Origin of the sequence: Neorhizobium sp. T25_27 (assembly GCF_002968565.1) — a bacterium.
Classification (GTDB): domain Bacteria; phylum Pseudomonadota; class Alphaproteobacteria; order Rhizobiales; family Rhizobiaceae; genus Neorhizobium; species Neorhizobium tomejilense.
In genome coordinates this window covers 363,277-376,296 of record NZ_PVBJ01000003.1, presented here as the reverse complement: position 1 = coordinate 376,296, position 13,020 = coordinate 363,277, and the positions used below count along the sequence as shown (strand labels likewise).

11 protein-coding genes and 3 pseudogenes are annotated in these 13,020 nt (G+C 58.2%); 5 read left to right on the top strand and 9 right to left on the bottom strand.

Annotation, left to right across the window (positions count from 1 at the left end; genetic code table 11):
- Positions 1–68 precede the first annotated feature (68 nt).
- From C5J24_RS11980 to C5J24_RS11960, 5 genes and pseudogenes are all read right to left on the bottom strand, one after another.
- Positions 69–402 (bottom strand): annotated as a pseudogene (locus C5J24_RS11980) (transposase); the annotation flags it as partial.
- A 182-nt stretch (positions 403–584) separates the two neighbouring features.
- Complete coding sequence (locus tag C5J24_RS11975; protein WP_245437542.1) at positions 585–1,202, bottom strand: LysE family transporter; 618 nt, start codon at positions 1,200–1,202, stop codon at positions 585–587.
- A 113-nt stretch (positions 1,203–1,315) separates the two neighbouring features.
- Positions 1,316–2,500, bottom strand: a complete 1,185-nt coding sequence (locus C5J24_RS11970) for a helix-turn-helix transcriptional regulator (protein ID WP_105403623.1) — start codon at positions 2,498–2,500, stop codon at positions 1,316–1,318.
- Positions 2,501–2,632: 132 nt separating this feature from the next.
- Complete coding sequence (locus C5J24_RS11965) at positions 2,633–3,730, bottom strand: LuxR C-terminal-related transcriptional regulator (protein ID WP_172723928.1); 1,098 nt, start codon at positions 3,728–3,730, stop codon at positions 2,633–2,635.
- 327 nt (positions 3,731–4,057) lie between these two features.
- Complete coding sequence (locus C5J24_RS11960) at positions 4,058–4,612, bottom strand: isoprenylcysteine carboxylmethyltransferase family protein (RefSeq protein ID WP_105403747.1); 555 nt, start codon at positions 4,610–4,612, stop codon at positions 4,058–4,060.
- A 217-nt stretch (positions 4,613–4,829) separates the two neighbouring features.
- Here C5J24_RS11960 and C5J24_RS11955 point away from each other — a divergent pair, with 217 nt between their 5' ends.
- Entirely contained in the window at positions 4,830–5,717 is an 888-nt protein-coding gene (locus C5J24_RS11955) for an alpha/beta fold hydrolase (protein ID WP_105403621.1), read from the top strand.
- 595 nt (positions 5,718–6,312) lie between these two features.
- Here C5J24_RS11955 and C5J24_RS11950 read toward each other — a convergent pair.
- Positions 6,313–7,340 (bottom strand): annotated as a pseudogene (locus C5J24_RS11950) (IS110 family transposase).
- Between the two features lie 194 nt (positions 7,341–7,534).
- Here C5J24_RS11950 and C5J24_RS11945 point away from each other — a divergent pair.
- The 3 genes and pseudogenes from C5J24_RS11945 to C5J24_RS32650 form a co-directional block, all read left to right on the top strand.
- A pseudogene (locus tag C5J24_RS11945) lies at positions 7,535–7,830 on the top strand (IS3 family transposase); the annotation flags it as partial.
- A gap of 110 nt (positions 7,831–7,940) precedes the next feature.
- Complete coding sequence (locus tag C5J24_RS32655) at positions 7,941–8,129, top strand: ATP-binding cassette domain-containing protein (RefSeq protein ID WP_371674167.1); 189 nt, start codon at positions 7,941–7,943, stop codon at positions 8,127–8,129.
- Entirely contained in the window at positions 8,123–8,341 is a 219-nt protein-coding gene (locus tag C5J24_RS32650) for a hypothetical protein (protein WP_342588858.1), read from the top strand. The genes C5J24_RS32655 and C5J24_RS32650 overlap by 7 nt, the downstream gene beginning before the upstream one ends.
- Before the next feature lie 370 nt (positions 8,342–8,711).
- On the opposite strand, the gene C5J24_RS11935 is transcribed toward C5J24_RS32650, so the two are convergent.
- Positions 8,712–9,665 (bottom strand): LysR family transcriptional regulator, encoded by a 954-nt coding sequence (locus tag C5J24_RS11935; RefSeq protein WP_105403620.1) that lies wholly within the window; start codon positions 9,663–9,665, stop codon positions 8,712–8,714.
- A 93-nt stretch (positions 9,666–9,758) separates the two neighbouring features.
- On the opposite strand from C5J24_RS11935, the gene C5J24_RS11930 reads away from it, so the two are divergent.
- On the top strand, positions 9,759–10,718 hold the full coding sequence (locus C5J24_RS11930; RefSeq protein WP_105418129.1) for an MBL fold metallo-hydrolase: 960 nt from the start codon (positions 9,759–9,761) through the stop codon (positions 10,716–10,718).
- Between the two features lie 201 nt (positions 10,719–10,919).
- Here C5J24_RS11930 and C5J24_RS11925 read toward each other — a convergent pair whose 3' ends face one another.
- Entirely contained in the window at positions 10,920–11,969 is a 1,050-nt protein-coding gene (locus tag C5J24_RS11925; RefSeq protein WP_105403618.1) for an ABC transporter ATP-binding protein, read from the bottom strand.
- Positions 11,969–13,015 (bottom strand): NAD(P)-dependent alcohol dehydrogenase, encoded by a 1,047-nt coding sequence (locus C5J24_RS11920; protein ID WP_105403746.1) that lies wholly within the window; start codon positions 13,013–13,015, stop codon positions 11,969–11,971. Before C5J24_RS11920 ends, C5J24_RS11925 begins: the two co-directional genes overlap by 1 nt.
- Between the last annotated feature and the right edge of the window lie 5 nt (positions 13,016–13,020).

The window sequence follows — 13,020 nt, the reverse complement described above, 5'->3', positions numbered from 1 at the left end:
CTTTGGAGAGATTAAGGGATGCGTAAATTTGAGCAACCCCAGTGACCGCTTCGGGCCGACAGCAGACTTCAGCCGTTTGTTCGTCCCGAATAATTCCACGGCAAAAGCATCATCGATGCAACTCTGCCTGTGACCGTTGACGATGGCGGTGAGCGTCGCAGTCAAATAGGTCAGCGGATCGACGGCATTGAATTTGCAGGTTTCGATCAGCGAGGCGATTGTCGCCCAATTCTCTGCTCCCGCGTCATGGCCTGCAAAGAGCGCGTTCTTGCGATTGAGAGCTATTGGTCGGATGATCCGCTCGACGGTGTTGTTGTCGATCTCTATGCGTCCGTCGGTCAGGAAGAGCTTCAGGCCGTCCCAGTGTTTGGCGATGTAGGCCAAAGCCTCGCCGAGCGGCGACAGAGAAACAGTCGGCAGTTGCCGGTATCCATGCTACGCCCCGTAAAAATTGCAGCTTTCGATACCTGGTGCAAACCAAACGCCCTCGCCCCGCCTGGCGAAAGCCGTCCGTCCTAGATGGGGTCTCCGAGGAATGCAGTTATCTCGTCTATCAGGAATGGGGCCAAACCTTGCTACCTGGTTCACACCGAAGTCTCATAGAGCAGCTTTAGAGCAAAAGCCCCCATTGCGATGGCTAGGACGTACCTCGCTTTTTTGCACCACTTCGCCTCCGTGCTTCGTGTCGAACGGGTGGAAACCAGCACACCGACGGCGGTAAACCACAACATCGCCATCAGGAAGATGACACCGCACGCGACCGCGTTGCCGGTAGCTGTCCTGAAACCCGGTTCGGCAAGATAGAAACTGGCGAAAAACGGGAAAGACAAGGGATTGCATAGAGCCGTCACCAGGCCCAAGCCGAAAAGCCGGACATGGAATGTCTCCGGCGAGAGTGACCGAGAAGCTCGGCGGCTTGCCGGGTGCCTGATCAGTCGCCACGCCGAATGCAGTAAAATCGAAGAAAGAAGGAGAGAGGCCCATCGGTTTAGACCGTCGAAGTTTCCGAGCGTCGACGTGCCGATCGCTGCAATGTAGCAGGCGGCAGCGGCGCCCGAGGCGATGCCTGCCGCAACGCTGAGAGAGCGATACCAGGACGGCTCGACAGCAACTCGTAAAACCATGAATAAATTTGGTCCTGGCGATATCAGGACCAGGGCGTACGGCAATGCCAGTGAAGCAAGCAGCGGCATGATGATCATTGTCGGGCCACTCAGTTGCCGGGGACGCGGCAATCTGGCAATTTTCACATGACCTCGCGTCACCTGATCGGGCGAGGCCTCTGCGCCAGGATTGTTCAGTTTTAGGGAGTGGATCAAACCCCGGGCGATGTATAGCTACCGCCTGGGCCAAGGGCCGCGGGTCTTTTTTCCACAATCGGGATCGATGCAATCAGCTTGGCCAGTGCAGCCTGCGATTGGGTTCCTGTTTTGCCAAAACAGCGGCCGACGTGCGTCTTGACGGTGTTGGGAGAAATCCCCAGCACCTGCGCGATTTCAGGGAGGTTCATTCCGTTGCCGATCATCGCCGCGACCCTCGTCTCGGCTTCGGTGAGCTGAAAGATGTTCTGCAATTGCCGGGCTTGCCGGCGGGTTTTTCTTTCGGGATCCACTATATGAACAAGGACACGGGCGTCCCCATCAACCGCATCCCACTCGCAGAACGGCGCCGGGGCGAGTGGAGTCACGACCAACAAGTAAGGCGGCAGGCCTGACGGCCTATGGACCGGCAGCGCTCCTTCGAAAGGCGTGTCGCCACCATGGGCGACGATAAGCGCCTGCCGGATGGCGTTTGCCAGCCGGGCCGATGTTTCGGGAATATGGGCTGAAAGTGCAGGCCGCTCGGATCTGCTTACAAACAGGCCGTCGGCTCGCTTCAGGAGAGCTTCGGCTGCTGCGTTAAGCAGTATGATCGTGCCGCGCGAGTCGATCAACGCGGCAGCATCCGACATTACGTCGATCAATCGCTGCGCCAATCCCGGAGCGCGGCCTATCTGGTTCATTTGGAGCGACAGATCGATCGCCCGCGCGATATGCGGTTCGATCCGCTTGAGGCGGGTCTTGGCATTCAGCACTTGTTCCTCTTGTTGGCGGGACAGAAAGAGGGCGACCCCTCCAATGCCTCCGCGCTCGTGTAGGCTGGCATGCGGCATGAAGAGTTGGTTGAATATGTCCTGAGGCTCGCAGATGTCGGCATAAAAGGCGGAATGTCGAACGGCCTCTGCATCGATCAGTGTGTTTCCGACTGCTATTTCGTTGGGCCTGATTTTTTCGAAAGCACGTGCGTATGGATTGCCGGTGTAGTGCTTGAGATACAAGGCATTTAAGTCCTCGCGCATGCGGCCAGGGATGAGGAAGCTGCCACGGCCGCCTGGCGCCTGGTAGACGATATTTCCAGCAACGGCGCCGACATGGTCGATGATCGAACCAAGCGCGTGTGACCAGGTGTCGGTTCCGCCCGCGGCTCGATAGATACCGTCAATGACCTCCACATGATCCATATCAACGCCTCTTAGTCAATCAAAGGAACCTGCCCAACCGCTGCACTTTCATGATTGCCTATGGGCAGGCGATGGTAGGCGACCGGATGCCCATGTTGCTGGATAGTCAGATCTGCGCCGGCCATTCGCGGGCTAGTCCAGACTCGGCAGAGTGACTGAACCAACTGCCTTCAGCAGAGCTATCAACTCCGTCTGGCGTCGCGTTCCTGTCTTCTCAAAAATTTCTTCGAGATAGCTGCGGGCAGTCCGGTAGCTCAAATTTAGTTGCTCTGCGGCATTGCGCAGCGATAGACCGGTCGCCAGAATAGCGGCAAGACGCGCGTTCGACGGAGAGAGGCCAAACAGTTTTCTTACCAGTTCGGCAAGATTTACGTCGGCGGTAGCCTCTACCTTTCTGATCAGGATAAGAGCACAGCGTTCGGGCAAGATTTCTATTGAGCCAGCCATAGGCAAGGGAGTGACGGAAACCACTTGTCGGGACGTCAACATGCCGGTGTCATCGAAGGCGATCATAGCCATGCCTCCGGCACCGGATCGCTTGTCATCCAGGGGGGCACATGACTGCGCGACAAGCCGTTCAAGCTTCGGCACGTCTTCGTCACGGGTCGTGCGAAGGTATCCCGACCTTACCCGAACGGCCGCGTCCTTTTGAACCAGAAGCCGTTCTGCGGCTTGGTTCAGTTCCAGTACCTTGCCGCGTCCATCAACCACCATGTAGGCATGCAACAGATTGGCGATCCCGGGAAAGGCGGCATGACGGAGGGCAATCTCGAGCTCCTTTGCACGCCTGATATGTCCCGCCAACTGCTCGAGTAGATCAACGTCTCTACGCTCGAATTCCGGCTGCACCTTGCTCCGGGATATGTCGACAGACCAGCGTGTCGTTCGTCCGTTACGGAACACGCACAACAAGCCGTTGTCCATATCGCGGGGTTTGAAGAACCTCCTCGAATAGTCGCCCTGTCGAAACGCGTCCAGATCGACCATCTCGCGATAACGCTTCGCCCTGTTGAGGGGCGCTTGCAGCCACGCCTTGGTCAACATGTCGTTCCTGGAAAGTTCAAGCGCCTCGGTTCCAATAAACTCGGGGTCTTCGACTGAAGCAACGGAACGAAAACCGGAGATGGGATCCGTTAAAATGATGCAAGCACGGGAGCCCCCGAAAAGACGCGTTGTAGCGTCTAAGGCCTCGGTCCAGCCATCCGCCTCATAGGCCGCACGGTAGTACAAGTCGACCACCGTGGAGAATTCTCTAAGGGTTGGTTGTGACATATGGTGCGTTCAAAGCTATTGGGATGATTGATGCTAAGATCTATTGCGGCATTTCTTGCTTACGTTTACGAAAGTAACCCGACCTGTGGCACCTGGCAAATGCCGGGTGTCGATGAAAGAATTTAGCGTGGCGGCGCGGGAGTCGCCCGTCGGGCCATCCTCGGCACGTAGAGCCTCGACGAAAAGCCGTGCTTCCCGGCGACGAGCGTTACATTGAATGGCCCGGTCCTGGACCCAAAGCGTCCCATAGAACGCGCCACGCGCTACCGCTCCCTCGGAGCCAGGCTATCGCTGATCAAATCGTGGTGTCAGGAAGCCCGTCTTGCGCCGATAGGCTTCATATTCGGACGCCAGCGGTGATAGAGAGAATTTCCTCTCCTCGTTGCGGGCTGCAATCACATAGACAATCGTAAAAAATAAGACCGGCAGGATCGACCATATCGACCAAGATGCCAGGGCCCAGCCGCACCAGAACAACAGGTAGGACGTGTAAAACGGATGCCGCAGGTATCGGTAGGGGCCGTCGGTGACAAGACTATCTGGGTATTCGGGGTCGAACGCAAAGCGCAACCTGGCCTTTCTCGACGCCAACACCGCCCACCAGAATAAGCTCGCCGCCCCGAGTTCAAATCCCAGTCCAACTATTTGCACCCATCGCATCTGTCCTCCGGACCAGACCAGATACAGAAAAAACGCTGTCGTGGCGATGACCACCACCGAGATCAGCTTTGCTCCGGCTTCCATTTTCGGCGAGTTGAAATGGCCGCGCAACGACCACGCGTAGAACCCGACGATAGTCAGGCTGGCAATCGAAATGATCAAGTCGAGAAGAATGTGCATCTTGATGCCCACCATTTTAAGGTTGGTTACAATTGCTGCTGCCGACAGACCTAACCCGTATGCATCGCCAAGGCAAATGATCGATGTATGGCACGTGACTGCATCGAAATGCTTCGTACCGATGCAACCTTGTTTATATCCGGTTTAGGATGATCATACACCTGCCGTAGACATTGTTGTGCAAGACTTGAAGCTGTGCTTTCGGGATCCGCAGCTTATGGCCGTATTTGACCGTACAATCGACACCCGCCACGGGTCCGTGTGCATCAGCGACACCATGACCGGGGCCGCGCCGCTGGTTATGATACACGGCTCCGGCAGCTCCAGGCACGTGTTTACACGACAATTACAAAGCCATCTGTCCCGGAACTGGCGGCTGATTGCGATCGATCTTCCTGGGCACGGCGAATCGAGCGATGCCCGAGATCCGCAATCGACCTACACCGTTACCGGTCTTGCGGACTGCATAGGCGAGGTGGCCGCCCGCTTGGGCCTTCACCGCTTCCCTGTATTCGGATGGTCACTTGGCGGCCATGTCGCGGTTGAGATGGCGGGCAGCGGCAAGGGCATTTCCGGCCTCCTGTTATGCGGGACGCCGCCCGTCCCAAATGGTCTCGTCGGGATGCTGCGGGGTTTTAGCCCATCATTCGACATTCTTCTTGCATCAAAACAGAACTTTACGTCCCGCGACGTGGACCGGTTTCAGTCTCTCTGCTTCGGAGGCACGACCAATTCATCTTTTCGAGACGCGATCGCACGCTCTGACGGAAGGTTGCGAGCGATTTTCTCGCGCGCAATGCTGAGGGGGCAGGGGATCGATCAGCGCCGCGCGGTCGAACAGGCGGACATACCCATTGCCTTCGTAAACGGCTCGCGGGATCCTTTTGTCAAACTCAGTTATCTGTCGGGCTTGAACATCCAGTTGCTCTTCGAGGGCAAAGCTCATGTGATGGAGGGTGTTGGTCACGCGCCCTTCTGGGAAAATCCGGAAAGCTTCAACTCGCTGCTCGAGCGATTCTTGCAGGCCGTCGTCGCCCATGAAGCCAGAGCCGCGCCAGCGGACATGAGGGATCGGAACACTCTTCCGAAGAAGTCAGTTTTCTGAAAAGCACGGTGCGGCCCTCTCGGCTTCCTCATTGAGACCTGCAGCTCATCCGCCCGCGCCTGGGATGCCTTAACCAGACCTTGTCTAATTTCACACTATACTGATCGACTGACCTGTCTTGGAGTTGCTCAGCGAGCAGCCCGTCTTCAGCCGCCTGATCTCCCTCGGCCTCATCGTTGCCCTTGGCATTCGGGGCCGCAAACTTGTTCTTCCGGAGCTATTCGGAGGAAATGGAGGCAGCAAGGCATCATCATTACAACTGCATCAAAACCGAGCCTGAGCCCCGTTTGGACGCCGATCACCCCAAAAGCGGGTCCTTATTCGGCTCTGACTCATATGTGGAACGGCCCGGTTGGCAAGGTTTTTCAGCGCAAATCACCTCCGGACGGTGCAGTCATATGTCCGGCCTGTGAGCGCGGTCATTGACCGCTGGCCACGATGAGATCCGCGATGTCGATCGCCTAATCAATTTTGCGCGCTTAAAGGCGCAGTGAGTCAGACGGTCTGATCGACATCGAGGTATCGCCCCTCGGGTTCATCACCCTTTCGTACCTTGCCGCTTTATCCCGACGCAGGAACGCCGGGAATTCTGTTCCTACGCCTCTGCCATCGCTGGCGCTTGGTATGTGCCGCCCTTGACCAAAATCGCCCATATCGTGCGGGCCATCTTGTTAGCCAGCGCCACGGCTGCCACCTTGTAGGGGCGTCGTCCATTATTGAAACGACCCAGCCAGATAGCTTTGAACCTCTCCGAGCCTGTTTCAGGATCGATGTAGCACCGACAATCAGTAGAGTTCGTAACTGCTTATTGCCGCGCTTTGAGATCTTGCCAAGCCGCTCCTTCCCTCCGCTGGAGTTCGCTCTTGGCGTGATGCCGATCCAGGCCGCCAAATCCCGCCCTGTTCGAAAGGCTGCCGGATCCTGAACCGCGGCACGAACAGTCGCTGCAATAATAGGACCGACGCCGGGGATGGTTGTTAAACGACGTGTGGCATCATCAGCTTTCACTGCTGCGACAATCTTACTGTCGAGCACCTCAACCCTTTCTGTCAGCCTTTCGATCTGATCGGCCATCTCCAAAAGCGCAGCTCTGGCCGAGTTTGGTAGACGACCGTCACGATCGTCGCGCAAAATGGCGACGAGCTTTGCAATACTGGTCATGCCGGTCGCGGCGACGATCCCGAGCTCGACCATATGAGCACGCATCGCATTCACCGTCTGGCTTCGCTGACGCACGAGTAACTCTCGGGTCTTCAAAACCATCCCGGCAGCTTGCTCGTCCGGTGTTTTGACTGGCACGAAGCGCATTGTCGGGCGCGTGACCGCCTCGCAGATCGCCTCCGCATCGGCGGCATCGGTCTTGTTACGTTTGACGTAGGGCTTCACGTACGCTGGCGGCATCAACCGCACCGTATGACCGAATTCGCCGATCGCATTGGCCCAGTAGTGGGCACTCCCGCATGCTTCCATTCCGACAAGGCATGGTTCGATGTGACGAAAGAACTCCAACACCTGTGATCGCCGCAAGGCACGGCGGACAGCGACGTGCCCGCCTTCAGTGATGGCGTGGATCTGAAAGACCGACTTGGCCAAATCCAGTCCAATTGTGGTAATCTTCTCCATGGAACGGTTCCCTCTGTCTTGTGGCGATTGGCGTCACCACGATAGGCATCCTGGATGCCGGCGCGAAGGGCCGTTCCACACCATCACATTTGCTGCTGTTGAGGATGATGCTTTTGCTGATTCATCCGAGGATCAGCTATGCCGCGACGATTTCAGCGGGCGAGCCTCGATGCCGAAGGCGGGACAGTCGTCCATCCGACCATGGAGCGCATTATCGCTGGCCCGGCTGGCTCACTCGGATCAGCGATGCGAAGCTGGTACGTTCAATGTCCCGCAAAGGCTGTTCACAGGATAACGCAGCATGCGAAGGCTTCTTCGGCCGGTTGAAACCGGAACTCTTCTACCCTCGGGATTGGAAGACCATCACAATCGAGCAGTTTGTCCGCGAGATTAATGCTTACATCCGATGGCACAATGAAAAGCGCATCAAATTACCACTGGCTCACGCAACCCGGTCGAGTACCAAGAGAGCCTTGGCTTAACCGTGTAAATTAGTCCAACTTTTTATCCGCAGCCCCAAGGGGTCAATATGCCGAGCCGATTGACAATCTGGATTATCTGAAGGTCGCCCCGGAGCCGACAGCCTTATCGGCGAAGACTTTGAACCGGATTGGGACGCTGCGGGTCACGTCGGGCTTCAGCTTGAAGGCTACCCATATACCGTACGATTTCTCAGGCGGGCATCGGCAGCCCATCGGCATTGGCCGGGCGGTGGCGGTCAATCCGGAATTCCTGATCCTCGACGAGCCGACCTCGGCCGTGGACGTTCGGTCCAGGCGGATGTGCTGAACCTGCTGCACCGGCTGCAGGTCGAGCTCGGCCTCACCTACTTTTTCATCAGCCACGATCTCGGCGTCATCCGCTATATCTGCGACGATGTTGCGGTGATCTATCGCGGCAAGGTGGTCGAGCAGGGACCGGTCGCCTATTGCCCGCAAAAGAGGTGGCTCGACCGTTTTTCCCGTTCGAGCCACCAAGCAGTCTGTTGGCAAGGCACATAACAACCTTGCCGTCAATCGAGCGTGACACGGCCGTCAAATGTAACGGCTTCACGCTTTGTAGGTCATTATTTTCCGCATTTCGGACAGCGGTTACGTGGTGCGAGACCGCAAACCCAACGATTTCGTCGAATTCGAGGTTGGACCGTCAGCGTGAGCGGTTCCGCCGAAGATCCCGATCGAGCCGTCGATGCGGCCTCCAGGGTAGCACTTGGAGCTGGTTGAGGCATGTGCCCAGCCGTCATGGAAGCCCATTTCCTCGTGGTTCTGCCGGTCGGCGTCGGGGCCTGTGCCGCACCAGCGCCTGGTGGAAATTTTGGACGGGCTGCAGGTTCGTGTCCCTTGACGGCGTGGCCTTCAATACACCCGCACGTCACGCTGCAATATCCGCGACGTTGCTCCCGTTCGTCCTCAGCATCGCGTCACGGATTTGCTGCCGCAACCATGCGCAGCCAAGATCGCTGTCCATCTGAAGCGGCCAGACCATAGCCACCGGTGGAAAAGAAAGCGCCAGTGGCACCGGGCTGACCTCTAGTCCCAACAGTGGCCCATAACGGGCCGCGATGCGCGATGATACGGTGGCGATCACCGCAGACGAACGCGCCGTGGCCAAAATCGACATGAAATCGGGTGCTGCCGCCACCACTTCCAGTTCTGCACCCGCATGCTCCAGAGCATCCTTGACGCAGCCATGCAGGCTGTCGGTCTGGGAGATCACCGCGTGTTGTGCGGCCATATAGGCATCAAGGCCTACCGGATTGGAGAGCTTCAGCAATTGCGGATTAAAACAGCACAATACGCTGGACTGATACAGCGGTTCGCAGTGGTGCCGTGAGTCCGGCAGATAACTGCACCCCACAGACAGATCGACGACGCCTGCATCGAGCATCGCGTCGACCTCCTGCGCATCACCACCGCGGGCCAGAATACGGATGCCCGGCGCGATATCCCGCAGACGCGCGGTCAGATCGGGCAGCAGTAATAGTTCCACCTCGCTGGAAAGTCCCAGCCGGAATGTGCGTTGTTCGGTGGCCGGATCGAATGCGTCCGCCGTCAACACGGCCGCCTGCGCCTGCCGCAAGGCCTGCCGCACCGGACCAGACAAGTTGAGCGCACGTGCCGTGGGTTTCATCACCTGTCCTACGCGGATGAAAAGCTCATCCTGAAACAGCGTGCGCAGGGTGGAGATATTGTGGCTCATGGCAGGCTGCTGGATTTTCAACCGCTGGGCCGCACGGGTCACACTCATCTCTTCCATCATTGCGTCGAAGGCAACGAGGAGATTGAGGTCGAAGGAACGTAGATTGAAATGATCGATGACTTGCATGAATGGTATCGATTTGATTGCTGACCAAGGCATCCTTAGCTGATGGGCAGGAACTTGCAAGCCGTTCCGAACCATCACCCATGGAGTAAACCAATGCCATCCCGTCGTTCTATTCTCAAAACTGCTCTAAGCGGCTTGATCGCCGCACCCTTCGTCGCACCGTCAATCGCCTTCGCCAAGGCACCCTATGCCGTTGATCACGCACCTGGTTTCTACCGGCTTAAAATAGGCTCCGCAGAGGTCACGGCCCTGTCGGACGGCACTGTAGCTCTGCCGCTGGCCAAGCTGTACACCAACACCAGCGAACAACATGCGCAGAGCGCCTTGAACGATGCCTTTCTGCCGGAACTCGTTCCAACCTCCGTCAACGCCTTCCTCGTCAACACCGGGGAAAGACTGGTACTGATCGACGCGGGCACCGGTACCTATCTAGGGCCATCGCTCGGCAAACTCGTGTCCAACATCGAGGCGTGCGGTTACAAGATGGATGACATCGATGATGTCGTCCTCACCCATATTCACACCGATCATTCCGGCGGGTTGATGAGCAATGGCAAGCGCACCTTCCCGAACGCCACATTGCGGGTCAATGAGCGGGAGGCCAAATTCTGGCTGAGTGCGGCGAACGCCACGGCGGCGACCGGCATCGTCAAGCAGCATTTTGGCGAGGCGGATCAGTGCGTGACGCCCTACGTCGAAGCCGGAAAATTCGTCACCTTCGCGGATAACGCAGCGCCCGTTCCCGGTCTTGGCTCCATTCTTTATGCGGGGCATACGCCGGGTCACAGCGCCATCACGCTGGAAAGCGAAGGCCAGAAGATTGTATTCTGGGGCGACATCACCCATGGCGATATTCTGCAATTCGACGAACCCGGCGTCGCGATCGAATTCGATATCGACCAAAAGGCCGCCGTGGCTGCACGCGACATTGCGTTCAAGCGGGCGGCGGAAGGCAAATATCTAGTGGCAGGTGCGCATATCGCCTTTCCGGGCATCGGGCATGTGCGGAAAGACAGCACGAATTTCGACTGGCTGCCGGTCAACTACACTTAAGGTCTGGCGACCGGCCTGGGTTGGCTTCATCAGACGTGCAGCTGAACACCTGGAGCCCCTGAACCGCGTCGCGCGTCGCCTGCTCTGAACTCTGTTGAACGGGGCCGCATAACTCAGATATCCCTCAGCACGCTCAGGGCGATATATTCAGAGGCGTCCCGCCATCGACGGGACGCAATCATCGGTCCAACAACAACGATCCTAGTTTAACCTCAGTCCGGTGCCGGGATCGAATACGTGGATGTCGGAGGAAGCCACTTCAACACCAAGCACCTCACCGATTGCAGGCCTAATGTGCGCCGGAACTGAGATATTGATCTCGTGACGCTCATTTTTCAGACTGATGAGGCGTGTTTCTCCATGAAACTCGTTGCGTTCGACCGTACCGCGAAATGCCTGGGCTTCCTCGCTCACGCGGAATGAGCCGGGCCGGATCCCAACGGTTACCTCTCCCTGGCGAATTCCGCCAGGTGCTGCGAATTTGACGAGGTTGTCGCCGAGCCATTCTTCCGTCAACTGCAATTGCAGAAAGTTCATGTTCGGCGTGCCTATGAACCCGGCGGCGAAGACCGTCGCCGGTGCCTGGTAGATCTCCTCGGGTGTGCCCATCTGCTCGATGCGGCCGTCCTTCATCAGCACGATCCGATCAGCGAGCGTCATCGCTTCGAGCTGATCGTGGGTGACATAGATGCTCGTCGTCTTCAGGTCACGATGGAGCCGCGCGATCTCGACCCGGAGGCTGCCGCGCAGCTTGGCATCGAGGTTGGAGAGCGGCTCGTCGAAGAGAAACACCTCGGGCGTCTTGATCATCGCGCGTGCGATCGCAACGCGTTGCTGCTGGCCACCCGACAGTTCTGCCGGCTTACGGGCGAGGTAGACACCCAGGCCCAGGGCCTCAACCACCGGAACGAGCCGGTCGTCGATCGCGGCCTTGCCGACGCCGGAACGCTCAAGGCCAAAGGTTATGTTCTCGCGCACGCTCATATGCGGATAGAGGGCGTAGTTCTGGAAGACCATCGCGATGCCCCGGTCCCCGGGATCGCGGTCATTCATCCTCGCGCCACCGATCAGAAGCTCGCCGCCCGAGATCTCCTCGAGCCCCGCGATCATCCGCAGCATGGTGGATTTTCCGCAACCTGACGGACCGAGGAAGACAACGAATTCATGATCGTCGACCTTCAGGTCGAAATCGCGCATGACTTCAAGTGCGCCGTAGACCTTGCGGATGGCCCGGCATTCGACGATGGCCATCAGTTTCCCTCCCTGTCCACGACGATCTGCAGCTTGACGTCTTCCGGCCGCCCTTCGGCAGCGCGTTCGAAGGCAGCGATCGACTGATCGAAGCCGTAGGTGCCCGATATCAGGGGCTGGAGATCCACCTTGCCGGCGGCAATCAGGGCGAGGGCACGGTCAAAGACGTTGGCGTAGCGGAAGACCGTTTCGATGCGGCATTCGCGGAAGCAGGCCGCTGCAAGGTCGACTGCGACGGGTTCCGGCGGCAGGCCAACGAGCACGACGGTGCCACCTGGCCTGACCACCTTGAACAGATCGCGGATTGCTGCCGGCGCGCCGGAGCATTCAAAGACGATGTCTGCCCCCCAGCCTTCGGTCGCGTCGTTGACCGTCTCAATGAGATCTACCTGCCTGAGATTGACACCGGTGATGCCGCCATAGCTTTCGGCAAGCTTCAGCTTCGTCTCGGAAATGTCCGAGATCAGGACGCGCGAGCAGCCGCCGGCAAGCGCCGCCAGCGCCACCATGATGCCGATCGTGCCGCAACCGGTGACCACCGCCGTGTCGCCAGGGGTGATTTTCGCCCGGGCAGCCGCCTGCATGCCGACGGCGAAAGGTTCGACCATGGCGCCTTCGGCAAACGAGACATTGTCCGGCAGCTTGTAGGTGAAGCTTGCCGGATGCACAGTCTCGGGGCAGAGCACGCCATGCACGGGCGGCGTTGCCCAGAAGGTGACGGCGGGATCGACATTGTAAATGCCAAGCCGCGAGGCCCGCGACTTGGGATCGGGGATGCCAGGCTCCATGCAGACACGGTCTCCAGGCTTCAGATGGGTGACGTTGGCACCGATTTCCGTGACGGTTCCAGCTGCCTCATGGCCGAGAACCATGGGCTCGTTGACGATGAAGTCACCGATGCGGCCATGGGTGTAATAATGCACGTCGCTGCCGCAGACTCCGACTGTGTGTATGCGGATGCGAACGTCGTCCGGTCCCATCTGCTGTGGCAGTTCGATGTCGCGCAGGGAAAGTTCGCCGACACGTTCGAGGACAAGTGCTTTCATGAAGG

What these genes read in the sequence shown, in the direction of transcription:
- C5J24_RS11955 (WP_105403621.1), top strand. Translation starts at nt 4,830, where the DNA reads ATGGCCGTATTTGACCGTACAATCGACACCCGCCACGGGTCCGTGTGC.
- C5J24_RS11935 (WP_105403620.1), bottom strand. Translation starts at nt 9,665, where the DNA reads ATGCAAGTCATCGATCATTTCAATCTACGTTCCTTCGACCTCAATCTC.
- C5J24_RS11970 (WP_105403623.1), bottom strand. Translation starts at nt 2,500, where the DNA reads ATGGATCATGTGGAGGTCATTGACGGTATCTATCGAGCCGCGGGCGGA.
- C5J24_RS11960 (WP_105403747.1), bottom strand. Translation starts at nt 4,612, where the DNA reads ATGCACATTCTTCTCGACTTGATCATTTCGATTGCCAGCCTGACTATC.
- C5J24_RS11930 (WP_105418129.1), top strand. Translation starts at nt 9,759, where the DNA reads ATGCCATCCCGTCGTTCTATTCTCAAAACTGCTCTAAGCGGCTTGATC.
- C5J24_RS11925 (WP_105403618.1), bottom strand. Translation starts at nt 11,969, where the DNA reads ATGGCCATCGTCGAATGCCGGGCCATCCGCAAGGTCTACGGCGCACTT.
- C5J24_RS11920 (WP_105403746.1), bottom strand. Translation starts at nt 13,015, where the DNA reads ATGAAAGCACTTGTCCTCGAACGTGTCGGCGAACTTTCCCTGCGCGAC.
- C5J24_RS11975 (WP_245437542.1), bottom strand. Translation starts at nt 1,202, where the DNA reads ATGATCATCATGCCGCTGCTTGCTTCACTGGCATTGCCGTACGCCCTG.